General features: G+C 65.8%; 24 protein-coding genes. 8 read left to right on the top strand and 16 right to left on the bottom strand.

Annotated features, from left to right (window positions below):
- Positions 1-8: 8 nt before the first annotated feature.
- The 3 genes from ACZK3W_RS14265 to ACZK3W_RS14275 form a co-directional block, all read right to left on the bottom strand.
- Positions 9-788 (bottom strand): hypothetical protein, encoded by a 780-nt coding sequence (locus ACZK3W_RS14265; protein ID WP_197615087.1) that lies wholly within the window; start codon positions 786-788, stop codon positions 9-11.
- Positions 789-941: 153 nt separating this feature from the next.
- Positions 942-1,325, bottom strand: coding sequence for a nuclear transport factor 2 family protein (locus ACZK3W_RS14270; RefSeq protein WP_049463189.1), 384 nt, complete (start codon positions 1,323-1,325; stop codon positions 942-944).
- A gap of 52 nt (positions 1,326-1,377) precedes the next feature.
- Entirely contained in the window at positions 1,378-1,953 is a 576-nt protein-coding gene (locus ACZK3W_RS14275; protein ID WP_197615086.1) for a TetR/AcrR family transcriptional regulator, read from the bottom strand.
- 69 nt (positions 1,954-2,022) lie between these two features.
- Here ACZK3W_RS14275 and ACZK3W_RS14280 point away from each other — a divergent pair, with 69 nt between their 5' ends.
- Positions 2,023-2,568, top strand: a complete 546-nt coding sequence (locus tag ACZK3W_RS14280) for a thioesterase family protein (protein WP_032127705.1) — start codon at positions 2,023-2,025, stop codon at positions 2,566-2,568.
- A 37-nt stretch (positions 2,569-2,605) separates the two neighbouring features.
- Here the strand turns inward: ACZK3W_RS14280 and ACZK3W_RS14285 are convergent, their stop codons facing one another.
- Positions 2,606-3,037 carry a hypothetical protein gene (locus tag ACZK3W_RS14285; protein WP_183080245.1) on the bottom strand — a complete coding sequence of 144 codons (432 nt, stop codon included), beginning with the start codon at positions 3,035-3,037 and terminating at the stop codon, positions 2,606-2,608.
- A 69-nt stretch (positions 3,038-3,106) separates the two neighbouring features.
- On the bottom strand, positions 3,107-4,237 hold the full coding sequence (locus ACZK3W_RS14290; protein ID WP_197615085.1) for an agmatine deiminase family protein: 1,131 nt from the start codon (positions 4,235-4,237) through the stop codon (positions 3,107-3,109).
- Between the two features lie 105 nt (positions 4,238-4,342).
- On the opposite strand from ACZK3W_RS14290, the gene ACZK3W_RS14295 reads away from it, so the two are divergent.
- Positions 4,343-5,227, top strand: a complete 885-nt coding sequence (locus ACZK3W_RS14295; RefSeq protein WP_164080423.1) for a LysR family transcriptional regulator — start codon at positions 4,343-4,345, stop codon at positions 5,225-5,227.
- On the opposite strand, the gene ACZK3W_RS14300 is transcribed toward ACZK3W_RS14295, so the two are convergent.
- Complete coding sequence (locus tag ACZK3W_RS14300; protein ID WP_197615084.1) at positions 5,202-5,990, bottom strand: GDSL-type esterase/lipase family protein; 789 nt, start codon at positions 5,988-5,990, stop codon at positions 5,202-5,204. The two genes, ACZK3W_RS14295 and ACZK3W_RS14300, sit on opposite strands and share 26 nt — an antisense overlap.
- 49 nt (positions 5,991-6,039) lie before the next feature.
- A complete protein-coding gene (locus tag ACZK3W_RS14305) occupies positions 6,040-7,005 on the bottom strand; it encodes a DUF2268 domain-containing putative Zn-dependent protease (protein ID WP_197615083.1) in 966 nt (321 codons plus the stop codon).
- A 138-nt stretch (positions 7,006-7,143) separates the two neighbouring features.
- On the opposite strand from ACZK3W_RS14305, the gene ACZK3W_RS14310 reads away from it, so the two are divergent.
- Positions 7,144-8,127 (top strand): hypothetical protein, encoded by a 984-nt coding sequence (locus ACZK3W_RS14310; RefSeq protein WP_197615082.1) that lies wholly within the window; start codon positions 7,144-7,146, stop codon positions 8,125-8,127.
- Positions 8,128-8,137: 10 nt separating this feature from the next.
- Here the strand turns inward: ACZK3W_RS14310 and ACZK3W_RS14315 are convergent, their stop codons facing one another.
- The 3 genes from ACZK3W_RS14315 to ACZK3W_RS14325 form a co-directional block, all read right to left on the bottom strand.
- The gene (locus tag ACZK3W_RS14315) at positions 8,138-8,458 is read right to left on the bottom strand and encodes a hypothetical protein (protein ID WP_182266377.1); all 321 of its coding nucleotides are present in this window, start codon (positions 8,456-8,458) and stop codon (positions 8,138-8,140) included.
- A 215-nt stretch (positions 8,459-8,673) separates the two neighbouring features.
- Positions 8,674-11,136 carry a prolyl oligopeptidase family serine peptidase gene (locus ACZK3W_RS14320; RefSeq protein ID WP_197615081.1) on the bottom strand — a complete coding sequence of 821 codons (2,463 nt, stop codon included), beginning with the start codon at positions 11,134-11,136 and terminating at the stop codon, positions 8,674-8,676.
- 167 nt (positions 11,137-11,303) lie between these two features.
- Positions 11,304-11,633: a hypothetical protein gene (locus ACZK3W_RS14325; RefSeq protein ID WP_006376346.1), complete on the bottom strand. Its 330-nt coding sequence runs from the start codon at positions 11,631-11,633 to the stop codon at positions 11,304-11,306.
- A gap of 572 nt (positions 11,634-12,205) precedes the next feature.
- On the opposite strand from ACZK3W_RS14325, the gene ACZK3W_RS14330 reads away from it, so the two are divergent.
- The 4 genes from ACZK3W_RS14330 to ACZK3W_RS14345 all read left to right on the top strand — a co-directional run bounded on the left by ACZK3W_RS14330 (position 12,206) and on the right by ACZK3W_RS14345 (position 15,363).
- Positions 12,206-12,712, top strand: a complete 507-nt coding sequence (locus ACZK3W_RS14330) for a hypothetical protein (protein WP_223224724.1) — start codon at positions 12,206-12,208, stop codon at positions 12,710-12,712.
- 12 nt (positions 12,713-12,724) lie between these two features.
- A complete protein-coding gene (locus ACZK3W_RS14335) occupies positions 12,725-14,146 on the top strand; it encodes an XVIPCD domain-containing protein (RefSeq protein WP_197615080.1) in 1,422 nt (473 codons plus the stop codon).
- Positions 14,147-14,216: 70 nt separating this feature from the next.
- Entirely contained in the window at positions 14,217-14,993 is a 777-nt protein-coding gene (locus tag ACZK3W_RS14340; RefSeq protein WP_197615079.1) for a HipA family kinase, read from the top strand.
- Positions 14,971-15,363 carry a DUF3037 domain-containing protein gene (locus ACZK3W_RS14345; protein WP_049400180.1) on the top strand — a complete coding sequence of 131 codons (393 nt, stop codon included), beginning with the start codon at positions 14,971-14,973 and terminating at the stop codon, positions 15,361-15,363. Before ACZK3W_RS14340 ends, ACZK3W_RS14345 begins: the two co-directional genes overlap by 23 nt.
- A gap of 12 nt (positions 15,364-15,375) precedes the next feature.
- On the opposite strand, the gene ACZK3W_RS14350 is transcribed toward ACZK3W_RS14345, so the two are convergent.
- The 3 genes from ACZK3W_RS14350 to ACZK3W_RS14360 form a co-directional block, all read right to left on the bottom strand.
- Positions 15,376-15,600, bottom strand: a complete 225-nt coding sequence (locus ACZK3W_RS14350; RefSeq protein WP_125892069.1) for a hypothetical protein — start codon at positions 15,598-15,600, stop codon at positions 15,376-15,378.
- 62 nt (positions 15,601-15,662) lie between these two features.
- Positions 15,663-17,093: a serine hydrolase gene (locus ACZK3W_RS14355; RefSeq protein WP_197615078.1), complete on the bottom strand. Its 1,431-nt coding sequence runs from the start codon at positions 17,091-17,093 to the stop codon at positions 15,663-15,665.
- A 219-nt stretch (positions 17,094-17,312) separates the two neighbouring features.
- Positions 17,313-18,218, bottom strand: coding sequence for a LysR family transcriptional regulator (locus ACZK3W_RS14360; protein ID WP_197615077.1), 906 nt, complete (start codon positions 18,216-18,218; stop codon positions 17,313-17,315).
- Between the two features lie 119 nt (positions 18,219-18,337).
- On the opposite strand from ACZK3W_RS14360, the gene ACZK3W_RS14365 reads away from it, so the two are divergent.
- On the top strand, positions 18,338-19,327 hold the full coding sequence (locus ACZK3W_RS14365; RefSeq protein WP_478450068.1) for a zinc-dependent alcohol dehydrogenase family protein: 990 nt from the start codon (positions 18,338-18,340) through the stop codon (positions 19,325-19,327).
- Between the two features lie 43 nt (positions 19,328-19,370).
- On the opposite strand, the gene ACZK3W_RS14370 is transcribed toward ACZK3W_RS14365, so the two are convergent.
- The 3 genes from ACZK3W_RS14370 to mtnA all read right to left on the bottom strand — a co-directional run bounded on the left by ACZK3W_RS14370 (position 19,371) and on the right by mtnA (position 26,028).
- The gene (locus ACZK3W_RS14370) at positions 19,371-21,899 is read right to left on the bottom strand and encodes a membrane-bound PQQ-dependent dehydrogenase, glucose/quinate/shikimate family (protein ID WP_478450070.1); all 2,529 of its coding nucleotides are present in this window, start codon (positions 21,897-21,899) and stop codon (positions 19,371-19,373) included.
- Positions 21,900-22,030: 131 nt separating this feature from the next.
- The gene (gene gyrA, locus ACZK3W_RS14375; protein WP_125892079.1) at positions 22,031-24,745 is read right to left on the bottom strand and encodes a DNA gyrase subunit A; all 2,715 of its coding nucleotides are present in this window, start codon (positions 24,743-24,745) and stop codon (positions 22,031-22,033) included.
- Positions 24,746-24,963: 218 nt separating this feature from the next.
- Positions 24,964-26,028 (bottom strand): S-methyl-5-thioribose-1-phosphate isomerase, encoded by a 1,065-nt coding sequence (gene mtnA, locus ACZK3W_RS14380; protein ID WP_049400195.1) that lies wholly within the window; start codon positions 26,026-26,028, stop codon positions 24,964-24,966.
- Positions 26,029-26,046 lie beyond the last annotated feature (18 nt).

Consider the following 26,046-nt stretch of genomic DNA (forward strand, 5'->3'; position numbering starts at 1 on the left):
ACGTGGCGCTACACTGCTTGAATGACCTGCAGCAGGTGGGTCGCTCCTGGAGCCAGCGCCTGCGCAAGCCAACCCAGCACAGCAAAGAACAGCAGCAGGCCGAGCAGCGGCCAGATCGTGTGCGTCACGCATACCCGCCACCATCCCTGCTCCTGCATACCCTGCATGCGCCGGTACAGGCCTCCGGCGATGGCCGCGTCCACCAGCAGCTCAGCCATCAGCACTGGCGCCGACCACACAATCCACACGCTGGCCAGCAGAACGGTCGCCACCAACGCGACGAGGCCGAGGATCGCGAGCAACGGCAGGCCCGCTTCGTCTTCGGCCAGGCCGGTCAACGGCAGCTCACCGGCATCGTCGCCGTTGACCCGCGCCGACTCATTCCACGAAGCTGACGCGCCGCCACCTCCAGAACGGCCACCGACGCCGCTCCACGGTGGTTCCACGGCACTTCCGCGAGGCGATGGGCTGCCACTGCCCACATCCGGCGACAGGCCATCCAGCACGTTGTCCCAGCGCCAGCGGATCCAGATCCACATCAGCAGCAGGAATACGCCATAGGCCAGCAGCACGGCCATCGGGTAGCGCAGCAGCATCGCGTCGATACCGGCCAGACGCAGCAGGTGCGAGGCGAGGAAACCGGCCGCACCGGTCAGGGCCACGATCAGCGCCATCTGCAGGCGCGGCCAGCCGAGCTGCTGCAGATGCTGCCGCGCGCGCACGACTTCACTGCCGCGATTAGCCGGCAGCTTCAATGGGCTGCGTGTAAAGAAACGGGTGCGTTTCATCGGCGCCGCTGGATGCCGCAGATCGTGCAGCGTGGAAGCTCGAAAACCTGATACTGCATGCGGACATCCTTGCCGGGCACGCGTAAGCGGTGGTGGGCGGATTCTACCGCGGGCAGGTCCGCTGTCCAGACGGCGGGCCTATGCCATCGATCCTCAGCTGCGGTCGATGATCCGCACGATGCGACCGTCCTCAAAAGCGAACTCGCTGCGTCCCTGCAGGGCCAGTTCCGTGCCCGCACTGGGACCATCGGGAATGTCCTGCGCGAACACGCCACGCCAGCCGATCCTGGCCAGCGCCATGCCATCCTCGAAGGTCAACTCGAGCAACCGCTGCTCGCGCTCGCGGAACAACGGCGCCGATTGCCGTGCCAGTTCGCCGAAGGCATCGATGCCTTCGGTGACCATCGTCAGCTGGCTGCCGCTGTGGTTCTCGAAACGCACGTTATGCGCCAGCACCGCCAGCATGGCGTCGATGTCGAAGCGGTTGTAGGCCTGCAGGTAGTGCTCAATCAGGTGGCGGCAGTGCGATTCGTCCATGGCGGCGTCCAGTCAGGGCCTGCGCCGAGTCTCCCGCGACCGTGCCGCCGGATCAAGGCCGCGCGGCGGTTTTCAACAACTGCGCGGCCACCTGGTCGAACGGGGCGATGTCCTGCAGTGCGCGGCACATCGCCACCGCACCTTCCACGCTGGCGATCACCAGACTGGCCAGCCCACCCGCGGCGGCCGGATCGTGTCCGTCGGCGACGAACGCTGCGGCCAGATGGCCCTGCCAGCGCGCGAATACCTCTGCAGCTGCCGCGCGCGGCTGGCTGTGCACCGCGTCAACCGGCTCCTCCACCGCAGCGGCCAACACCGGGCAGCCGGCGCGGAAATCGGTGCGCAGCAGGCGCTCGCGCCACATCGTCAGGAACTGCTGCAGGCCCTGCACCGCCCCGCCCTTCAGCAGCTCCACCAGCAACGCTTCGACCTTGTCGCCGGCCATATGGGTGGCACGCGCCAACAGCTCCTGCTTGCCGCCGGGAAAGTGGTGATAGGTGGAGCCCAGCGGCGCCTCGGCAAGCTTGGTGACCTCACGGATGCTGGTGGCATTGAGGCCCACACGCGCCAGCATCTGTGCCGCAGCATCAATCACGCGTTGTGGCGCATCAGACGGGCGCGGGCTCACGGCAGGCTCCTTGCCAGGACAGTCGTCATAGATTAGCGTACCGGCGATTATATAACAGTCGTCATAACCATGAATCTCTGGTTCCGCCTGCTCCATCTGCTGCTGTGCAGCCTGTTCCGGCCCAAGCTGGAGGCCCCATTCGGGGTCTCGCGGCTGCAGTTCCGGGTACTGCCCAATGACCTGGACAGCAACCTGCACATGACCAACGGCCGCTACTGGAACATCTTCGACCTGGGCCGGCTGGACCTGATCCTGCGCATGGGCCTGGGACGGGTGGCGCTGCGCGAGAAGTGGGCACCGATCGTCGGCGCCGGCACCATCCAGTTCCGCCGCGAGCTGAAGCCATTCCAGCGCTTCACCCTGGAAACGCGGCTGGTCGGCTGGGTCGGCTCGCGCGGGATCATGGAGCAACGCGTACTGATCGGTACCGAGCAGAAGATCGCCACCCGTGCGCTGCTGGTCACCGGCATCTACGACCGCCGCGCACGGCAGTTCCTGGGTATGCCGAAGATGATGGAAGCGATCGGCGTGGTCGCCCCGCCGTCGCCGCCGCTCAGTGCGGCCGCCGAGGCGCTGCTGGCTGCCGATGCGGCGTTGAAACAGGACGACGCCTGAGCGCGCTGGATGTGCGCGCCATGCAGGTGCTGCCGCCTCAGTCCGGCAGCCGCAAAACTCCGACCACACCACAGGCGACGCCTGCCAGCAGGATCGAGTAGATCAACCACACCGGCCCACCCTGCGAATATCCGAAGATCACCCATGCCTCACGGATCGGACGGCGGGTCATCCAGGGAATCAGCAGCAGCGCCAACAGCGGCAGACCGCAACTCATGCCGGCTGCCAGCAGCAATGGAAGTGAATCTGTACTGGCGTAGTGACCCAACGGCCAGATCAACAGGCCGCTGATCAACCCGAGCAGGAAAAGCGCGTTTGCACTCCAGATGGAAGCGCGATGGCGGCGTCGCAGGTAGACCAGACTACGGCCGCGGTAGTGACTGGGAAGTCGACCGGCAGCTCGCCGTGCAATCATCGTGGCGATACTGCCGCCCACCAATCCACTCCATATGCCCGTATCCAGATCCATCTGCTCTCCCCGAGCATGTGTACCTGGAGCATCATGACATGACCTCCGGCGCGTCAACGCAACAGTGGACTACACCTTCGGCATGTTCTTGGTCACGCAATGGATGCCGCCACCGCCGCCCGCGATGGCATCGATATCCACCTGCTCGATCACGCGGCCGGGATACATGTCTTCCATTAGTTCGCGGCAGAATCCATCGGCTTCGTCGTCTCCGAACTGCGGCGCGACCACCGCGCCGTTGATCGGCAGGTAGTTGATGTAGCCCATCGCAAGATCATCGTTGTCGCGGGTATGCACGTTATCGCGCCCGTCCAGCGGCGGCGGCAGCGTATGCACCTGCAGGCGACGGCCATCGGCATCGGTGGCCCCGCGCAGGATCCGCAGATGCTCGCGGGTCAGGTCGTAATCGTAGGACTCCGGATCGTTGTCCAGATTGGCGATCACCACGCCCGGCCGCACGAAACGCGCATAGAAGTCCACGTGCGCATCGGTGATGTCCTTGCCGGCGATGCCGGGCAGCCAGATCACCTTGCGCAGGCCCAGGTGATGCTTCAGCTCGGCCTCGATATCCGCGCGCGACCCGTCCGGATTGCGGTTGCGGTTGACCCAGCAGCTTTCGGTGAGGATGGCCGTGCCATGGCCATCGACTTCGATGCCACCGCCCTCGCCCACCAGATCGCTTTCCAGCAGCGTCGCGCCAGTCACCTGCGCCAGCCACGGCGCCACCGCGCCATCGTTGCGCGCGCTCTGCTTGCCGCCCCAGCCATTGAAGTTGAAGTCGACCAGGCCCAGCCCGCCCTGGCCATCGGTGACGAAGCACCCACCATAGTCGCGCACCCAGATGTCATCCAGCGGCACCTCGAGGAACTCGATGTTGTCGCGGCCACAGCGATCCTGTGCCTGCTTCAACTGCGCCGGGCGGCACAGCACGCTGACCGGCTGGTGGCGCGCGATGGTACGGGCCAACCGCGCCACGGCGGTGTTCACCGCATCGGCTTGCGCGCCCCACACCCTCGGCTGCGCGGCGAAGGCAAGGAACACGCGTTCCTGTGGGCCGTGCTCGTCCGGCATGCGCCAAGTCCCCGCACCTGGCCCTGCTGCAGCCACGCGACCCGGCAGCCCGGCCAGGCCCAGAGCAGCCAGGCCGCCAAGACCGGCGGCGCCCGCCAGCTGGGTGAGGAAGTGACGACGGTTGCTCATGACAGGCTCCATGGCCGGTGTGGGATGGGCGCTATGCTGCGCTTGCCGACACATAAGAACAAACGATAGATTCAGCCATCAATTGAACAGTTTTACTTATCTTAAATGCTCAAGCACTGGCCACCACTGAACGCGCTACGGGGTTTCGAGGCTGCGGCCCGGCTGGGCAGTTTCCACCGTGCGGCGGAGGAACTGCACCTGACCCAGTCGGCCATCAGCCAGCAGATCCGGGGCCTGGAAGCGTCGCTGCAGCAGCCGTTGTTCTTCCGGCAGGGCCGCAGCGTCACCCTCACCGATGCCGGCATCGACCTGCTGGAAACAACGCAGGCGCTGCTGCGGCAGCTGGCCAGCGGCATCCGCCGGCTCGATCAGTACCGCAAGCCCAATCAACTGATCGTCAACGCCAGCCCGGCCTTTGCTCGGCATTGGCTGGTGCCACGCCTGGCCAGCTTTCACCGGCTGCATCCCGACGCCGATCTGTGGCTGCTGACCAGCGAGGAAGCGCCGGACATGACCACGCAGACGCTGGACGTAGCGGTACGTGATGACCTCGACTCACAGGCGCAGTGCCAGCATCGCGTGCTGCTGCAGGATCGTCTCTATCCAGCCTGCCATCCGGCCCTGCTCGCCACACCGGCGCACGAACGCCTCACCCTGCATGGCGAGCGCGAGATGGACTGGAGCCAATGGCAGGTACAGGGTGGCGCCGATGTCGGCCAGCGTCGCGAGGGAATGAATTTCTCCGAGCCTGGGCAGTTGCTGGATGCAGCCTGCCAAGGGCTGGGCATCGCCTTGGTCAGCGAGCTGCTGGCAGCCCGAGCCTGCGAACAAGGCCTGCTGCAACCATTGGATGATGCACGCGTGCGCGGCCCCCGCTGGAGTTGGCTGGTACATGAGGAGAGTGCAACCGATCCGCTGGTGATCAGTTTCTGCGAGTGGCTGCTGGCAAGCCTGCCCGGCGGAGCTACTTCTGCTGCAGCGCGCGCTTGACCGCCGCCTCGGCCAACGGCGCCATCACCGCATAGCCCTTCGCCGTAGGATGCACGCCGTCCTCCGCCAACTGCGGGTCCAGTCCGCCGATCGCATTGGCCATCGGCGTGTAGTAGTCCAGATAGACCAGCTGCTGTGCATCGGCATAGCGCTTCAATGCCGTGTTCAATGCACGCACCTTGGGCGCAGGTGCTGTGCCCGGCAGCCACGGGTAATCGCTGACCGGCAGCACTGATGCCAGCACTACGGCGATGCCATGTGCACGGGCCAGGTTCACCATCGCGTGCAGGTTGTCCTCGATCATCGCCTGCGTGGACGGGCCGGTGTTGCCTGCAATGTCGTTGGTGCCGGCCAGGATCACCACCACCTGTGGCTTCAGTGCCAGCACGTCCTGCGGGAAACGCACCAGCATCTGCGCCGTGGTCTGGCCGCTGATGCCGCGGTTGAGCCAGCCCTTGCCGGGGAAGAAACCGGCACTGCCTTCCCTGCCCCAGCCCTCGGTGATGGAGTCACCGAAGAACACCACGCGCGGCTGGCCGGGCACCGCATCAGGTAGGCGCGCATTGGCATCACGATAGCGTTGCAGCTCCGGCCAATCGGCCAGGCGCTGCTGCATGAAGCGCACTTCGTCAGGGCGTAGCTGATCGATGGGCGTCTGCAGCAGCGGGTTGACTGCGACGGCCTCAACGGCGCCCAGCGGAGAAGCCAACGCGAGGCCCAACGTCACGACAGTGGCAGTGGCAAGCTCAACAGGTCCACGCATGCGGGTACTCCTGAAATCATCTTCAGCAGTCTAACGCCCCACCCTGTGCTCAGCGTGCAGCCGTACGCGCCGCCACACCCGTGACTTTCGCCGGCATCCACATACCCGGCGTCCAGCCGCTGGCGGCCAGGATCGCCTTCGGGTTGTCCTGCTGGATCAGCGCACGCACCGCGTCACGCTTGTCCTTGGCCTGCAGGTAATAGGCCTTGGCGATGCGGTATCCCACCCAGTACCCCAGGTCGTAAGGTTCCTGCGAGCCTGGCTTGTAGTTGTACAGCCACGGCGACAGATCGGTGCTGTCCAGATCCAGCGCGAACGCGCTTTCGATATGCACTTCCCGACCACGGGTCCAGGCCGCATGGCGCCCGTTGCCGACGTTGCCGGAAATCAGTTCGGCGATGAACTCAGCAATGCCCTCGCCCAACGAAACACGCAGCACGGTCGCATGCGGGTCGCCCGGCTCGAAGTCGGTCAGGCCGGTCTGCTGGATGTGCACGTACTCGTGCGCGATCACATGCACGAAGCGGTCCTGCACATTGGGATTCATGAAATCGGCTGCGCACAGCGCTTCCAGGCCGATGATCACGCCGCTTTTCGAGGTCAACCCTACCGGACGACCGCGGCCGACGGCGATGGTCACCGGCGGAAACGCAGCCTGCGGATAGATGGCCTGCAGGTTGGAAAACACCTGCGCCAGACGTTGTTTCACCGCCGGCAGTTCGGCCAGGCAGCTTCGCCCCTGCACATACAGCTCCGGCTGGCTGGCGATGGACTCGGCAATGCGCTCGGGGGTGACCCGGCGTGCCTTGGCCAGCTCGGCCAGGCCCGCCGAACCCTCGGCCATGTAGCCACGCAACTGCGCAACGCTGGGTTTGCCACCTGCGTTGTCGTACAGCGCGTAGAAGCGGCTGACATCGTCAGTGACAATCTGCGGCCCGGCCGGTGCCGCCGCCGTGGCCATGCCAACCACCCCGGCACAGGCCAGGGCCAACAGGCCGCGCAGGATCATGGACATCGCTCCGTCCTTGGTGGAGTGCATGCGAAGCGCGCAATCTATCACTCCGGCCCGGCCGCCGCAGCAAGCAGATGCGGGCACCCCGGCGCTGTGCCAGACTCGCGTTGGCACCTGCCACGGAAGATAGAGCCCCCCGCGATGATGATCGTTCCCGCCTACTGGGCCGAAGCCCGCCTGCAGGCCCGTTTCCGTGGCCGGCCGGTGGTGGTGCGCCGCTTCGGCTGGTCCGACGAAGGCCCTGCCGAGGCGCAGGTGCACGCCGACCGCCGCGCCAATGAAGCCCTCAATGCCATCCTCGCCGGGCAGGTGCTGCCGCGTCGCGAAGTGCGCAGCAACTACGGCGTGGAGGGCGTGCCGATCCGCGAGCAGATCGTGCTGCGCGACGGCGACATCATCATCACCCGCAACAGCTATGGCGCACTGTGCCTCAACAGCCCGGACGTACTGTTCGCCGACATCGACCATGCGCAGCCGCCAGCCGGCTGCGTGATGCCGGCCATCGTTGCGGCGGTCGTGCTGCTTGCCGGCGCCGTCACCGGCACGCTGCTGTGGCATTGGCTGGTGGGACTGGTGCTGGGCGTGGCGGCGGTGGTTCTGGTCAATGCGGCATTGCTGATGCGCCGCAGGCAGCGGCTGGCCGCCGCCGGGGGCGCCGAGGGGTTGGCGCTGCGACGCGTGGAAGCCTTCAGCGAACAACACCCCCACTGGCATCTGCGCGCCTACCGGACGCCTGCGGGACTGCGTGTACTGGCGATGCATGCCACGTTCTCCCCGGAGGACGAGCAGCTGCAGGCATTCTTCAAGGCACTAGGCACCGATACCCTGTACGCGCGCATGTGCCGGCTGCAGCATTGCTTCCGTGCGCGACTGACACCGAAGCCGTGGCGCGTCGGCCTGAAGTACCGCATCCGCCCGCCGGTAGCCGCGTGGTCAGCCGAACAGGCCAACAACCCGGACCGACTGGCCTGGATCGCCGAGTACGAAAAGAAGAGTGCGGGATTCGCTGCTTGCGCTTATCTGCGCAGCTTCGGCGATACCACTCAGGTGCATGCCAAGGCCGAGCACGTGCGCGATCTGCATGACCGGATGTCGCACGCGCAGGACCGCCTACCGCTGGCGTGAGCGCGAATGCTCAGTCAGCGCTCTGCACGAACGGTTGCCCTGCCAGGGTAGTGCCCAGCCGCACCGCGATCTGTTGGCCGTCCTTTTCGAAGGTCGTCGCACACTGCTTTCCGTCCTTCTGGCATCCGACTTCCGGAAAGCCCTCCAGCGACTCCGGCGCGCCCTGCGCAGGTTTCGCCTGCCAGCCTGCAGCATCCAGCAGGCGCTTGGCCTTGGCGTAAGGCATGCCGGCGATGATGCCCAATTGCGTCAGCTCAGCAGGAAACGACTGAGCATATGCCGTTGAAACCAGGGCCAACGACAACGTTGCAGCAAGGAGAATGGCTTTCATTGCACCGACCTGGAACGAGCGATCAGGTTCAGCCTAGACCATTTGCGTGGCATGCGAATGTGCCGGTAACACGTCGTTACCGAGTCTCCACAGTTGATTGCAAAGCACGTGCATCTGTTTACATGCGAACAGCAGCCGAGCATGGCGCGGCTCTACAGGATGCAGGAAGGCCGCCCGAAGGCGGCCTCGTGCAAAGCAGTCGAGCTCGCTCGACGCTACTTGGCGTTCTTCACGTAGGTGTCGAACCAGTTCAGCATCTCCGACACCAGCTGCTCGTTGGACTCCAGCGCGGTGTACCAGTGCGGTTCGTTCGGCAGCATCACCAGGCGGGTGGTGCCGCCGTTGCCACGAATGGCCTGGTACAGCTTGCGCGACTGGAACGGTTCGGTACCCGGGTTGGCGTCATCCTCACCGTGGACCAGCAGCAGCGGCAGCTTGATCTTGTCGGCATAGAAGAACGGCGAGGCCTTCAGGTACACGTCCTGCGCCTGCCATACCGAGCGACGCTCGTTCTGGAAGCCGAACGGGGTAAAGGTCTTGTTGTACGAACCGCTGGTCGCCACACCGGCCTTGAACAGGTTGGTGTGCGCGATCAGGTTGGCGGTCATCAGGCCGCCGTGGCTGTGACCGGTCACGCCGATGCGGTTCCGGTCGACCACGCCCATGTCCACGGCCTTGTCCACCGCTGCCTTGGCGTCGGCTTCCAACTGCTCCAGGTAGGTGTCGTAGGCGTTCTTCGGGTCACCCACGATCGGGAACGAGGCATTGTCGATGATCGCGTAGCCGGCCAGCAGCATCAGGCGGTACGGCTGCAGGCGGGTGAAGGTCTGCTGCGAACCAGACACCTGCCCCGCCTGAGCGGCATTGGCGAAGTCGGCCGGGTACGCGTACAGGATCGCCGGCACGCGCTGGCCTTCCTTGTAGCCCGGCGGCGTGTACAGAGTGAACGACAGGTCCACGCCGTCGGCGCGCTTGTAGGTCACCAGCTGCTTCTTGATCTGGCGCACTTCCGGGGTCGGGTCGACCAGTTTGGTCAGCGCGGTCGCGGTGGACGCGAACTGCGCCTCACCGGCCTTCGCATCGGCCACTGCCTCACCCTGCTGGCGGATGAAGGCGTTCGGCGGATCGATCACCGACTGGTGCCAGGTCAGGTAGCGCCCCGGCGTGTTGCTGAAGCCGAGGAACTGTTCGTAGGCGTCGGCACTGCTACGGAACAGGCGCTCGCTCTTCAGCGTGCCCAGGTCCAGGCGGTCGAGGAACGGACGATCGCCCTGCGGCGAGGCGCCACGGCCGCTGAGGAACACGTGGTTGCCCTCACGGCGCACGACCTGCGCGCCATTCGGCAGGCGGGTGAACACCAGGTTGCCGGGGTTGCCGTACAGCTCATCGCTGGACATGTCCCACAGCAGGCGGCCTTCCTTCTTCGGCTGGTCCACATCGACGATGCGGGTCTGCATCCAGTGACGGTTCTCGTCGTTCTCGTACTGGAAGGCTACGGCCGGATCGGCGGTCCACGCGAAGCCCTCGAAGCGCTGTGCGGTGCGCGTGATCTCGGTCGGCTTGCCGTTGAACGGGGCCTTCAGCATCAGCACGCGGTCACGGTGCGGCACGCTGACCTTCCAGTCGCCCTTGTCCAGCGCTTCGGCATAGACCAGGGTCGCCGGATCGGTGGCCCGCCAGTCGAAACCGCGCGGGCCTTCCGGTACGCCGTGCACCGGCACGCGATCCGCCAGCGGCAGGCTGGCGATCGGCGTGCTACGGCCATTGCTCACGTCCAGTACGGCCACGTCGTTGGCGAAGCGCTGGTAGGTCACCGCATGTGAGTACGGCGCCTTGATCGATTCGGTCAGCACGTGCACGCCATCGGGCGCGGCGCTGACCTCGTTGAACAGCGCAGGCTGCCCGACCGGGCGCACGCTGCCCGCGGCGGTATCGACTACGGCCAGCTGCGACACGCCGTAGTAGGCGAACAGCTTCTCGTCATGCACGCTGGTCAGCGTGTCGCGGGCTTCGTAGGTGCTGCTCTCACCACTGCTGCCCAGCGATTCCTGCGCATCCGGACCGGTCGGCACGCCACCGTTGGACGGCGCCGGGCCCTGATTGGCCGGCACCAGTTTCACCAGCAGGTTCTGGCTGCCGCCCAGCCACTGCACGGTGTAGCCGAAGATCGGGTTCAGCTGCACGTTCGGCACCTGCTTCACCTGGCCGGTCGCCGCATCGCCCACCCACAGCTGCACGCTGGTATCGACCGCATTCTGGAAGGCGAAGTGGCTGCCATCGGCCGACCACAGCGCGCCAGTGGCGCAGCCCTGCGGCAGGTTGACCTTGGTCTCCTTGCCGCTGCCGATATCGACCAGGGTGAAGTCGGCCACGCAGGCCGGAATACCGTAGCCGCCGGGGGTGTCATGCCGACTGCGGTTCTTCGGCTCCAGGCGAACGCCGGCCAGCTTCAGGTATGGCTGGGCGACGCGGCTGATCGACGGGTAGGTCTGCGCGGTGGTCAGCAGCAGGCGCTGGCCGCCCGGGGCCACGTTCGGTGCTGGCGGCGGCGGTGCCTTCAGCACCTTGAGCAGGTGCTCCGGCGGCTTCGCGTAATCGGCAAGCGCCGGGCCAGCGGCCAGCAGGCCGACGGTGGCAACGGCAACAGCCGCCGCCAGAGAGGTTCGACGGATCAGCATCCTTATCCCCTGGGGTGTGAATGGGTACCCGGAATCGGGCATGGCCCCGAATCTAGCACCGCAGGAGTTGTCGTGAATGGGCCGGAAGGGCTAGTGGCCGGATGGGGCAAAGTGCAGCTCCGGGAGGTGCCGGGGAGCTGCCGGCACCTGCCAGACTTGGCCTGGCACTACTGCTGGGCGTGCAGGTCCCAGGCGGTGAGATAGTCCGGGTCGACCACGATCATGCCGCTGTTGCTCATCCGGTACTCTCCCGGCTGGGCCGGCAGGTACTGGTCGAGCATCGGAGGCAGGTAACGCTCGTGGCCATCGTTCTCGTCGGCCAGCACCACGCCTTCATCGGCACTGATGCGCAGCACCGTTCCCGCGTACTGCTCCAGTCCCTGCACCTGGCCGTCGCCGCCGTAGCGGGTCACCCCGACCAGCACCAGTTTTCCGATCATTTCCTCGACCTTGGCATCGTCCAAGGCCGGCAGCATTCGTTCGTATTGGTCGCTCATCGGTGCACCTCCAAAGCCTGCAGGATCATCATGGACAAGCCAGCCTCCGCGCTGCGAAGGCCATCGGGCAACGCAGAGGACAATCTGGCGGGCGTATGTCTGTATTGCAGGGCCGGCAAGAGCATGCCGGGACCGCATCGGGTGAACAGTGGCAGATGCTGTGGGTGGCGGCCATCCGTGCCGGCAAAGTGGCCGTATCAGACCAGGGTCAACACCACGCGTTGCATTGCATGCAGGGTAAAGCGTGACAGCTGCGCAGTTGTTGCATGACGGCCTCCTGTTGAAGGTCACACGCGAAGTTGATGCTCCATGGACCCGATGCTGACATCGCGCGCGGAATGGTCAAGTGAAGAATGCGCACCCGTTCACCTTTTGTAACGCATTCGGGTGCCTCGATTACGCTTAACCTCTGCTTCATCCGGCTGGCCCTAGGGTCAGCCTTCAATCTGCAAGGAACGCACATGCCCCGGTACGCATTCATACGACCGTGGACGCTCGCACTTTCAGCGGCCGCGCTCTGCGCCTGCGCACATGCCGCCGACCGCACGCCGACTTCTCAAGGAACCGACACCATGGCCCCCGCCGTATCCGAGACCACTTCGCCCTCCCCGCTCAATGCCGAGCAGTTGCTGCTGCGCCTGCTGGACCTGATCAAGGTCACGACCTCCACCCGCGAGCTCACCGCTGAGCGCCTGTCCGCAGCGATGCAGGCGCCGGCGCAGGTCTTCGGCCCCGGCCACTTCGGCTATGGCGGCACGCTGACACCGGAATGGGGCTATGGACTGGAAGTGCAGCGGGCCGGCACTGCCGACGCGCGGCTGGACCTGAACTTCATGGACACCAGCAGCGATCGCAAGGCCTCGGCTGCGGCGATCTGCCAGGTCGACTTCAACCACTTCGCTTCCGCACTGGATGCCGCCGGCTTCAAGCGCGAGACGGTGCGCGGCGAACACGGCCGGGTGATCTACGACCGCTTCGATCGACCGCAGCTGAGCATCAAGGTCGACACCATGCCCGAGAACCCTCACGCCCTCGGCGACGCCACGCATGCCTGCGTGCGTCTTGTCACCGTGCAGTAAGGGGAGCCATCAATGACGATCCTTTCCGCAGAAACGGAACGCCTGCTGGGCGAGTTCGCTGGCAAGACCGACGTCACCAGCGACCAGGTCGACAACCTGCGCAACGTCATCGCGGGCTCGCCCGTGCTGGCAAAGCAGGTGGACGCCGCCATCGCGGCAGGCTATCTGGAACGCTTCGAACTGTTGCCCGCCACAAGCAACGCGGGCGGCACCTACGAGACCGGCACGAAATCCATCAACCTGCCCGCCAACAGCTTGTCGACCCCGGCGGCCCCGGACAGGTTCGACGCGGCCGAGGTTGCCTTTGTGCTCGGTCACGAGATCCAGCACGGCTTCAACGATGCTGATGTCGAGCGCGCCTACATGCAGTTCGAAGCCGACGTGGAGCAGGTCGCGGGCCGTACAACGAGTCATGATTACACCGAGGCCATCGGCACCCTGCTCGCGGCCAACCGCCGCGATGAGGCTTCTTCGAACATCGCAGGCTGGAATGCGCTGGTCAGCCAGGTACGTGCCAACAACCCGGACGCCACCCTGCGCGACCTGTATGAATCCAGCACCCGCTCGACAGATGTCATCCAGTCGCGACCCGGCCCGCCGATCACCTATGCCCCGCACCCGGAGCTGACCCTCAATGCGGACCTGACCATCTCCCCCACCGCAGCCAACATCGAGGGAATGGCCAGGCACTATTACGACCAGGGCGTCAGCACCGGCCTGGGCCATCATGGGAATTCGGACTACCAGAATTTCTACGGCGCCCTGGCGATCGGACTGGCCAGCGAATTCGAGGCCGCGAATCCAGCGCCCGATGGCGTCAGCCGGATGGAAGTGAACATGAAGAAGCTGGGCCTGGACGAGCGCCTGCTGGAGCAGAACGGGCTCAACCTCGGCGAGGGCTCGCCCCCGCGCCAGCCCTACTTCGATACCAGTACCTCGCCGTCGACGCTGCGTTACTTCGACCACACTGAGGGCACGCATACGCATGTGCCGATCACCACACAGCATGCGGTGGAGGTCGATGGCTTACCGACGCTGCTTGCGGAAGGCCGTGACCGTTCGCTGCACGAGCAGATCCGCGGCAAGGTAGCTGAGCTGGATGCTGCCAACGGACGCAGTTTCGATGCGTCCAGCGAGCGCCTGAGTGCCAGCCTGCTGGTGCTGGCCCGCGAAAACGGCCTGGACCGGGTCGACCATGTGGTGCTCAGCCGCCAGACCGAGGGTGCGGGCGCGGCGCAGAACATCTTTGTGGTGAAGGGGCCGCTGGATGATCCGGCCTCGCTGCGCGCCTCATCACCCACTGCCGAGGCCGCCCAGCGCCCGGTGCAGGACAGCCTGGATACGCTTGCCGTGGTCAACCAGCGGCAGGCCGATCAGGCCACGCAGGAACAGGTCCGCGTGCAGGAACAGCAGCGCGGTGCGCTGACGCACTGACGGGGAACGACATGGAGCCGCCGGGACGCGCCCGGCGCTCCCTTGGCGGCACCCACGCTAGAATGCGCGCATGCGCACCGTACATGCCCTCCGCTACATCACCCCCTTGCGGGAAGGTGGCTCCCTGCCGGCCGTGGTTGAGACCGACGACGACGGCATGGCCGTACTGAAGTTCCGAGGCGCCGGCCAGGGCCCGAAGGCCTTGATCGCGGAGCTGATCGCCGGCGAAATGGCGCGCACGCTGGGCCTGCCGATTCCGGAGATCCTGTTCGTGGAGCTGGACCGCGAGTTCGCCCGCACCGAGCCCGACCCGGAGATCCAGGAACTGATACGCGCCAGTGAAGGTTTGAACCTGGGCCTGGACTACCTGCCCGGTGCGATCAACTACGACCCGGCGGCGATGCCGGTGGATGCCGACCTGGCCTCGCGCATCGTCTGGTTCGATGCGTTCACCAGCAATGTCGATCGCACCACGCGCAATCCCAACCTGATGGTGTGGCATCGAAAGCTGTACCTGATCGATCACGGCGCGGCGATGTACTTCCATCACGACTGGGCCAACGCCGGCGATGCCTGCGAGAAGCCCTTCGTGCTGATCCGCGACCATGTGCTGCTGTCGTTCGCCAGCCGCATCGCCGAAGTGGATGCCGAGCTGGCCGCGCGCCTGACCGATGCCGAGATCGAGCGCATCGTCGGCCTGGTGCCGGACAGCTGGCTGGTCAACGAGCCGGCATTCGACAGCCCGCAGGCCTATCGCCAAGGCTATATCAACTATCTCAAGCATCGCCTGAAAGTGCGTGCGGTGTTCGTGCAGGAGGCCGTCCGTGCCCACGCTGCACACGTATGACTACGCGGTCATCCGCGTGGTACCGCGGGTGGAACGCGAGGAATTCATCAACGTCGGGGTGATCGTCTCCTGTCCCGGCGCGCGTCATCTGGAAGCGGCCATCGAGATCGATCCGGCACGCCTGCACGCCTTCGCGCCAGCGCTGGACCAGGAGGCGCTGCAGCCGTGGCTGGATGCGATAGTGGCCATCTGCCGCGGCGATGCCAGCGCCGGGCCGATCGCACAGCTGCCAGCGCGTGCGCGCTTCCATTTCCTCACCGCCAAGCGCAGCTCGGTGGTGCAGATGTCGAGCACGCATGTGGGCCGCACGGCGGACCCGGCGGGTGTGGTGGAACACTTGATGACGAAGATGGTGCGGGTGCCGCGCTGACGCGCCCGTCTCTCACTTCCTGGCGCGCGCCCTGTGCCAGGCAATGAGCGCACAGGCTGCTGCAGCGGCAATCAACACCCACCCGGCTGCCGCTTGTCCATGCAGGTAGCCTTGTGCATACGCAGCACTGGCACCTTCGCTGGCCATGGCCGGAACACCCTTGAGTATCACGTGCACTCCACGCAGCAGCAGCACCATGCTGGCGACCAGACACACCACGGGAAGGAGTCGGCTCATGGCCCGATTCTGGTCCGCCACCTGCCCCAGCGTCAACATCGCTGTGGCATAGTCGCTCGGGACTACAGCGGCACTCTTCGCGCGATGTAGTTGACCACATTGCCGATCGCATCCGGATCGACATTGGCCAGCCCAACGATCACATAGCCCTGCGCGGGTAGCACCACGATGGCACTGTTCGATCCGGGCGCACCGCCTTCGTGGCCGTACTGATGCTCCCTGCCCTCGCCCTGCACCACGAAGCCGAACCCGTACCAGCCCTTGTGGTTCTGCGCCGTGGTGGCCTGCTGCAGCAATGCAGGTGAGACCAGCTTTCCGCTGCGCAGCGCCTCGGCGAACTTCACCATGTCGCTCACCGTGCTGTAGCCACCACCGGCTGACATGCCGCGCCAGGGCAGCGACTTCGTTTCACGCACCCATTGCCCATCCTGCTTCGTATAGGCGACCGCACGCCGTGGCACCGTCACTGTTTCCGGTTCGAAGCCGGTGCCGGTCATGCCTGCCGGGCGCAGGATGTGTTGCTCCACATAGGCGTAGTACGACTGCCCGGAGACGGCCTCGATGATCCGCCCAAGCACGATGAAGCCATAGTTCGAGTAGCTGTCCTGGCTGCCGGGCGTGAACTGCGGTGCATCCTTGGCAAAGCGCTGCACATAGTCATCCAGCGTCTTCAGCGACGCGGAATACTGCTCGAAATCGTCGCCGAAGAAATCACCCAGGCCACTGGTATGGGTCAGCAGCTGGCGAACCGTCACGCTGTTGGCAACAGCCTTGTTCGGATAGTCCGGCAGGTGCTTGCCGATCGTGTCATCGAGACTGAGTTTGCCCTCCTGCACCCGCTGCAGTATGGCCACTGCGGTGAACATCTTGTTGGAGGACGCAAGGCGGAACTGCGTATCCACGCCCACTGGAATGCCAGCGGTGCGATCGGCATTGCCACCGCGCCAGTCCAGCAGCACCTTGCCGTTCCGTGCCACCTGCAACGCACCCGACAGCGCGTCCTGGGCCCGCAGCGCCTCCAGCCTTGCTGTGGCATCGGCCATCAGGGCAGGCAAAGCAACCCTCTCCGGTCTGTACTTGTCCGGCGTTTCAGTGCCTTCGATCTGGAACTGCTTCACATGCGCCGGGCTGGCCGGATCCATGACGACCGTCACCCACATCGCGCGCTCGCTCAGCTGGCCCATCACCAGCACCTTCGCGTGACCGGGCGCGCTCTGGCGTGTTTCCAGCACACTCAGCGGGCCGGTGCTCTCGCGGAACTCGAGATAGTCCTTGGGGCTGCTGCCTTCCTTCTTCGCGTAGGTATCGGCGAACGCCTGCAGGTGCTCGAGGCTGCCAGCGTTGAAGGCCGCCAGCCAGTCATCGATGGCGTCCTGCGCACGTGGATGTGCACGCTCGGAAGATGTGGCGCCGATTGCTGGAAAAACCGGGGTAACCAGTAGAACCGAACAGGCCAGTGCACTGCAGAGAAACAGGCGTCCAACAACCCTCATGGCAGTTCCTTTGCGGGGATTCCTGGACGCATCCTAGACCAAGGATGCGGCCGCCGCATCGACACCAGGGACTCTGCCGCAACACCTCAACGGTGACGCTGAATGCATCGATGCGCTGCCATCCACTCCGCCTGCGTGGTGGAATGCGCACAGCCCCGGATGCAACGTGAGTGCGAGATCCTTCGCAGTTGATGGAAACCCTGCTACCCGCTGGCCCCGCTATCGCCTTGCCATCGTCTGTTCGCTGAATCTCGCCACGCAGAAGTCCAGGAAGCTGCGCAGCTTGGGCGTCAGCTGGCGATCGCGCGGATACACCAGGTTGATCCAGGTCGACACCGGTACGTAGTCCGGCAGCACTTCCACCAGCTCACCACGCGCCAATGCTCCGGCCAGCATTTCGTGCGGTTGCAGGATCAGCCCCAGCCCTCCGATGGCGGCGGTCAGCAGCGGCTCGGCCTGGTTGACCATGAAGCGGCTGGACACCGGCACGGTCAGCACGCCGCCATCGGTATCGCGAAAGCTCCAGCGGGTGCGGATGATCGAATGAGCGAAGCCCAGGCACTCGTGGCGGCTCAGGTCATTGGGATGGGCAATGGCCGGGCGCGAAGCCAGATAGTCCGGCGAGGCACACAGGACCAGCGGATACGGCCCCAACCGCCGCGCCACCAGCCCACTGTCGGCCAGATCGCCAGTGCGGAACACCAGGTCGTAGCCGTCTTCAACGATGTTCACCAGACTGTTGGACAGGTTCAGATCGACCTGCACGTCCGGGTACTGCTGCATGTAGGCCACCACCGCAGGGCCCAGCGCGTGCACGCCGAAGGTGACCGGCGCACTGATGCGCAGGCGCCCCATCGGCCGCCCGCGCGCCACTTCGGCCAGCTGCTCGGCCCCCTCCACTTCCTCCAGGATCACCCGCGCCCGCGCCAGATAGGCCTGGCCGAAGTCGGTCAGGCTCTGCTTGCGCGTGGTGCGGTTGAGCAGGCGCACCCCCAGATGCTGCTCCAGCGCCTGGATGTGCTTGCCGACCAGCTGCGGCGACAGGTCCAGTGCCTCGGCAGCGGCGGCGAAGGAGCCGACCTCGGCCACCTTGGCGAAGGTCCGCAGGGGAACGATCAGGTCCATTGCAAACAATTGTTTTTCAATGAAACGCCAGATTACCCCTTATTCTGGATGCAGACTACGCGCACAGTAGCGCTCACCCTTTCGCCGGCGCCCTCGCCGACCCTTCCTCGGAGCCCCCCATGAGCCAGGTTGTCCGCATCCACGAATATGGCACTGCCGATGTACTGCGCATCGACGATATCGACGTTCCCGCCCCCGCCCCTGACGAAGTCCAGATCCGGGTGAAGGCGATCGGCCTGAACCGCGCCGAGGTGATGTTCCGTAACGGCGCCTACCTGCAGGAAGCGCAGTTCCCCAGCCGCCTGGGCTACGAAGCGGCCGGCGTGGTTGAAGCCGTCGGCAGTGCAGTGAGCGGATTCACCGCGGGCGATGCGGTCAGCGTGGTGCCGCCGCTGGATATCGCGCGCTGGGGCACCTACGGCGAACTGGCCAACGTGCCGGCACGACTGGTAGTCAAGCATCCGCAGGCACTGGACTTTGAAACGGCCGCCGCGGTGTGGATGCAGTACGTCACCGCCTGGGGGGCGCTGTTGGAGCAGGCGCACTTGTCCGCCGGGGATTTCGTCATCATCACCGCCGCCAGCAGCAGCGTCGGCCTGGCCGCCATCCAGATCGCCAATGCAGTCGGCGCCACGCCGATCGCGGTAACGCGCGGCCCGGGCAAGCGCCAGGCCCTGCTCGATGCCGGTGCCGCCCATGTCATCGCCACCCAGGAACAGGATCTGGTGGCCGAAGTGGCGCGCATCACCGGCGGCGCAGGTGCCCGCGTGGTGTTCGATCCGATCGGTGGTCCGCAGTTCGTACCGCTGACCGAAGCCATGGCGCGTGGCGGCATCCTGCTGGAATACGGCGCGCTGAGCAACGAACCCACGCCGTTCCCGTTGTTCAACGTGCTGGGCAAGTCGCTGACGTTGAAAGGCTACCTGTACTCGGAGATCGTTTCCGACGATGCCGCGCTGGCCCGCGCGAAGGCATTCATCGTGGATGGCCTGGACAAGGGCACCCTGGCACCGAAGATCGCCAGGGTGTTCCCGTTCGCGCAGATCCAGGACGCACACCGTTACCTGGAATCGAACGAGCAGATCGGCAAGGTGGTAGTGACGGTGTGATCCAGCGTCATGCAACGGGGGCGGCCCACCGCCCCCGTTGCGGTTACCTCGGCAACGCAAAAGCCATCACGTAATCGCCGTTCGGGGTTTCCATGAAATGGTGGCCGCCGGCCATGATCACCACGTACTGGCGCCCGCCCTGCTCATACACCATCGGATTGGCTTGGCCTCCCGCGGGCAGCTTGGCATGCCACAACTCCTTGCCGGTCCTCAGGTCGATGGCGCGCAGCAGGTCATCGGTGGCGGCGGCGATGAAGATCAGGCCGCTGGCGGTCACCACCGAACCGCCATTGTTCGGTGTGCCGATCTCGATCGGCAGGCCGGAGCGGATGCCGAACGGTCCATTGCCACGCGCACTGCCGAACGGACGGTCCCACAGCAGCTTGCCGGTGCGCAGGTCGATGGCACGGATGCCGCCATAGGGCGGCTGCTTGCACAGCAGACCGGTGAACGGCAGGCGCCAACCGGCATTGACCTGGATGGCGTAGGGCGTGCCCACCTGCGGGTCACCCGCGCCTTCTGCTCCGCCCTTGTCGAACCGGATCTTTTCGCGCGGCAGCCAGCCCAACCGGTCGGCCTCCGCGCGTGACACCAGCCGGTTGTAGTTCGGCATGTCGTTGTAGTTGGCCACGATCACGCCGCGGCGCGTATCGATGGACACACTGCCCCAGTCCGAGCCGCCGTTGTAGCCGGGGTACTCGATGGAATGGCGCTCGCTGCTCGGCGGCGTGTAGAACCCTTCGTAGTAGGCCTTGCGGAACTGGATGCGGCAGACCAGCTGGTCGATCGGGGTGATGCCCCACATGTCACGTTCGGTCAGCTCATGCTCGCGACGCAGCGTGTGGTACAGCGAGAACAGTTGCGTGGGCGAGCGCTGCTCGGGTTCGACGCCGCCCACCGGCACCTTGCGCTCTTCGGCCGCGGTCAGAAGCTGGCCGTTGCGGCGGTCGAGGATGTAGATGTCGCCCTGCTTGGTCGGCAACAGGATCGCCGGCACTTTGCCGGCAGCGGTCGGGTAATCGATCAGGCTGGCCTGCGAACCCAGGTCGTAATCCCACACGTCCTTGCGCACCGCCTGGAAATGCCAGGCCGGCTTGCCGGTGGCCACGTCGATCGCCACCAGTGAGGTCGAGTAGCGATTCTGGTTTTCCGTGCGCGAGCCGCTCCAGTAGTCGCCTGCGGAGTTGCCCAGCGGCAGGTAGACCAGGCCCAGCGCCTCATCACCGGTGGCGGTGGTCCACATGTTGGGCGTGCCGCGCGTATAGGTCTGCTCGCGCGGCGGCAGACCGCTGCGCTCGGGCTGGTCCATGTCCCACGCCCAGCGCAGCTTGCCGGTGATGGCATCGTAGGCCTGGATCACGCCCGACGGCGCATCGCGGCGCTGCCCGTCCAGCACCTGGTGACCGGTCACGATCACCCCGCGCACGATCGCCGGTGGCGAGGTGATCGACACGTAACCCGGTGGCACCTCACCCATGCCCAGGGTGATGTCGACCTGGCCGTTGTTGCCGAAGTTGGCGCAGGGGCGGCCGCTGTCTGCGTCCACCGCGATGATGCGGCCGTCCAGGGTGCCTTCGATGATGCGGGCCCAGCACGCCGGGCGATTGCCCGGTGCAGCACTGCGGGTGACGCTGGGCGGCGGCTCCGGCAGCGCCAGATCAGCGGCGACATCGGCCAATGCCGCATCGGCAATGGTCGGCGTGCGGGGCTGCTCGTAGTAGCTCACCCCGCGGCAGGCGGCGGTGTACGGAATCGAGGCGTCCTTCACTTTGGGATCGAACCGCCACAGTTCCTTGCCGCTGGCGGCATCGAGTGCGATCAGGCGGTTGCGCGCGGTGCACAGGTAAAGGCGATCGCCGATCTTCAGCGGCGTGGTTTCCGCGCCCCAGCGATTCTTGGGCATATCGCCGGTACGGAACTGCCAGGCTGGCTGCAGCGTGGCCACATTGGCCGGGGTGATCTGCTGCAGGGGCGAATAGCGGGTGCCCGCATTGCTGCGGCCCCACGCGGGCCAGTCGCCCTCGGCGGGCTGGTCAGCCGGCTGCAGACCGGTGGTGTCGCGCGTAGGTTCCAGCCCGGCGCTGACTGCGCCCTCCGGGAACGGCAGGTGCCCGTCCACTTCGCCATGCGGTGCGAATGCGAGGCCAAACGCAGCCACGAACACCAGCATCAGCACACCGGCGACACTGCGCGACAGACGTTTTGAAACCGGCTCGTGCAGGGTGGGCGCCAGCAAGGCCAGCACGATGCCGAGTGCGGTCACCAGGCCCAGCCGGGGCACCCAGCGCCAGTAGTCGCTGCCTGACTCCCACCAGGTCCACAGCAGCGTGCCGATGAACACCAGCGCGTACAGCAATGCACCGCTGCGGCGGTTGCCGAACAACAGGATGCCGCTGGCCAGCAGGCCGAGCCCGGCGATGGCGTAGTACGCCGAGCCGCCAAGGCTGAACAGCCACGCACCGAGCCCGCCGATGACCAGGCCGAGCACGACCAGCAGCAGCGACAGCACGGTGACAAGGGGATGCCGGGAGGCGCGAACGGGGGCAGGAGCAGACTGCGGCGTGGCGGACATCGTCGATCTCCGGGGGCAGCATGCGCCGTTATCCCACCGCCTGCGTGAAGCGCGCGCGTATGTGCGGCACCCGGATACGACGACGCCGGCACAGGGCCGGCGTCGTCGGGTACCTCAACCTGATGGCAGGATCACTCCTGCGCGGCGTCCTCGCTGCTGGCAGCCGCCGGTGCGCCGTCGGTCGCGGCCGGGGCGGCGACTGCCACCTCGTCCTCGTCCTCGTCGATCGAGGCATCCATGCGCTCCACCGCCTGCAGCTTCTCGTCCTTGGACAGGCGGATCAGGGTCACGCCCTGGGTGTTGCGGCCGACGCGGCTGATTTCCGAGCCACGCGTACGCACCAGGGTGCCACCATCGGAGATCAGCAGCACTTCGTCGCTGGAGCCCATCAGCACCGCGGCGACCAGCTTGCCGTTGCGCTCGGTGGTCTGGATGCCGATCACGCCCTGCGTGCCACGGCCCTTGCGCGGGTAGTCGGGCAGCGGGGTGCGCTTGCCGTAGCCGTTCTCGGTGGCGGTGAGGATGTACTGCACGCTGGCGTCATCGGCGCCGTCGATCACCGCATCGCCATTGGCTGCGGTTTCCTCGACACCGTTGTCGTCCTCGTTCTCATCCTCGCTGCCACCGGCACTCTCGGCCACGATCAGGCTGACCACTTCCTCGCCGGCCGGCATCTTGATGCCACGCACGCCGGTTGCGGTACGGCCCATCGAGCGGACCTTGTCTTCACCGAAGCGCACGGTCTTGCCGTTGGAGGCGAACAGCAGGATGTCGCGCTCGCCGTCGGTCAGGCCGACGCCGACCAGGGCATCGCCCTCGTCCAGATTGATTGCGATCTTGCCGCGCGCCAGACGGAAGGCGAACTCGCTCAGCGGGGTCTTCTTGACCGTACCGTTCTTCGTGGCGAAGAACACGAACTGGCCGTCGGCGTACTCACGCACCGGCAGCACGGCCTGCACGCGTTCGCCCGGCTCCAGCGGGATCCAGTTGATGATCGGACGGCCGCGGGCGTTGGAACCGGCTTCGGGCAGCTGGTAGACCGGCAGCCAGAACACCTTGCCCGAGCTGGTGAAGGTCAGCAGCGTATCGTGCGTGTTGACCAGCCACAGCTGTTCGATGAAATCCTCTTCCTTGGTCGCTGCCGCACTGCGGCCGCGGCCGCCACGGCGCTGTGCGCGGTACACGCTCACCGGCTGCCGCTTCACGTAACCAGCATGCGACACGGTGACCACCACGTCTTCCGGCGCGATCAGGTCGAGGATGTCCAGGTCTTCTTCGCTGTGGCGGATTTCGGTACGACGCTCGTCGCCGAACTCGGCCTTGACGTTGACCAGCTCCTCGCGGATCACCTGCAGCAGGCGGTCGGGATCTTCCAGGATGTGGATCAGCCCGGCGATCACTTCCAGCAGCTGCTTGTACTCGTCGGTCAGGCGGTCCTGCTCCAGCCCGGTCAGGCGGTGCAGGCGCATTTCCAGGATCTGGGTGGCCTGGATCTCGGTCAGCTGGTAGCCACCCTCGATCAGGCCCACGCCCTTGGGCAGGTCTTCCGGACGCGAGGCTTCGGCACCGGCGGCACCCAGCATCGCACCGACCAGGCCCGGCTCCCACACGCGCGCCAGCATGCGCTCGCGTGCTTCATTCGGGTTCGGCGAGGTCTTGATCAGCTCGATCATCTCGTCGATGTTGGCCAGCGCAACGGTCAGGCCTTCCAGCACGTGGGCACGGGCGCGCGCCTTGCGCAGCTCGAACACGGTGCGACGGGTGACCACTTCGCGACGGTGGCGGACGAACGCCTCCAGCATCTGCTTGAGGTTCATCAACTGCGGGCGGCCATCGACCAGCGCCACCATGTTGATGCCGAACACCGATTCCATCTGGGTCTGCTGGTACAGGTTGTTCAGCACAACCTCGGCAGATTCACCGCGCTTGATCTCGATGTAGATGCGCATGCCGTCCTTGTCGGACTCATCGCGCAGCTCGCTGATGCCTTCGATCTTCTTTTCCTTGACCAGCTCGGCGATCTTCTCGATCAGACGCGCCTTGTTCACCTGGTAAGGAATTTCGGTGACGATGATCGATTCGCGGCCGTTGTCGGCCACTTCGATATCGGCCTTGGCACGGATGCGCACACGGCCGCGGCCGGTGCGATAGCCGGCGACGATGCCGGCAGTGCCATTGATGATGCCGGCAGTCGGGAAATCCGGGCCCGGGATGTACTCCATCAGGCCGTCGACATCGATTTCCGGATTATCAATCAGCGCGATGCAGGCGTTGATCGATTCGCTCAGGTTGTGCGGCGGGATGTTGGTCGCCATGCCCACCGCGATACCGGCCGAACCGTTGACCAGCAGGTTCGGGAACCGGGTCGGCATGACCGTCGGCTCCAGTTCCTTCTCGTCGTAGTTGGGCTGGAAATCGACGGTTTCCTTGTCGATGTCCGCCATCAGCTCATGCGCGAGGCGCGACATGCGCGCTTCGGTGTATCGCATCGCCGCGGCGGAGTCGCCATCGATCGAGCCGAAGTTACCCTGGCCATCGACCAGCATGTAACGCAGCGAGAACGGCTGTGCCAGGCGCACCAGCGTGTCGTACACCGACTGATCGCCATGCGGGTGGTACTTACCGATGACGTCACCGACGATACGCGCCGACTTGAAGTAGGGCTTGTTGCTGTGCGCGTTGAGTTCGTTCATCGCGAACAGCACGCGGCGATGCACCGGCTTGAGGCCATCGCGCGCATCCGGGAGCGCGCGGCCCACGATCACGCTCATGGCGTAATCGAGGTAGCTCTTGCGCATCTCGTCTTCCAGGTTGACCTGGATGATTTCCTTGGCGTTTTCTGCCATTCGGGTTCCGTTGTCTGGTAGCGGTCCAGTCCGGCGCAGCCCTCTGCGGGAGGGGGTCGTGCCGGAACCTCGATTCAACCTGTGGATACTACCACAACAGGCCGTTCCCTGCCTCCATTTACGGGGATTTTACCGGCACAAATCAGGAACTTAGGGGGGTGCCGGCCAGCGGCCGGCACTACCGGGGGCGGAGGTCACGCTGCCCCCTCCCCTGTGCCTCAGCCACCAAAGGCGGCGCGCATGTTCTCGATGGTCGGGTTCAGGATCACCCCGCGCTCGGTCACGATGGCATCGATCAGTTCACCCGGGGTGACGTCGAACACCGGGTTCCAGGCGGCGATGCCTTCGGCCACGGTGCGGGTACCGCCCACGCCGTACAGCTCGCCCGGGTCGCGCTGCTCGATCTCGATCTGGCTGCCATCCACGGTCTCCATGTCCACGGTCGAGGACGGCGCCACCACCATGAACTTGACCCCGTGGTGGCGAGCGGCGATGGCCAGCTGATAGGTGCCGATCTTGTTGGCGGTATCGCCGTTGGCGCAGATGCGGTCGGCGCCGACGATCACCCATTGCACCGCACCGGTCTTCATCAGGTGCGAGGCTGCCGAATCGGCGATCAGGGTGGCGTCGATGCCATCCTGCTGCAGTTCCCACACGGTCAGGCGTGCGCCCTGCAGCCACGGACGGGTCTCGCCGGCGAACACGCGGGCGATGCGGTGCTGGGCCATGCCGGCACGGATCACGCCCAGTGCCGTGCCGAAGCCGGCGGTGGCCAGCGAGCCGGTGTTGCAGTGGGTCAGCACGCCGCTGCCGGCCTCGATCAGGCCCGCGCCCAGCGCGCCCATGTGGCGGTTGGCGGCCAGGTCCTCCTCGGCAATGGCCTGCGCTTCGGCTTCCAGCAGGGCCTTCCAGTCGGCGCCGGCGACGTTCAGGCAGCGACGCATGCGCGCCAGCGCCCAGGCCAGATTGACGGCGGTCGGGCGCGATGCGTTCAGGCGCTGCAGCGCCGGCTCCAACTGCTGAAGCGCATGCGCGCCATCAGCGGCCTGCACGTCCCGCGCCGCCAGCACCACACCCCAGGCTGCGGCAATGCCGATCGCCGGCGCGCCACGCACGGTCAGCGCGTGGATGGCGCTGGCAACTTCGTCACTGTCATGGCAGACCACGTGCTCGACCACGAACGGCAGCTTGCGCTGGTCCAGCAGTTGCAGGGCATCGCCGGTCCAGAGGATCGGGCGGATGTGGTCATAACGGGCGTAGTCGATGTCGGAGGCAGTGTTCATGGGCCCATTGTAGGGCCA

The organism is Stenotrophomonas sp. 80084_Sma (assembly GCF_056481995.1).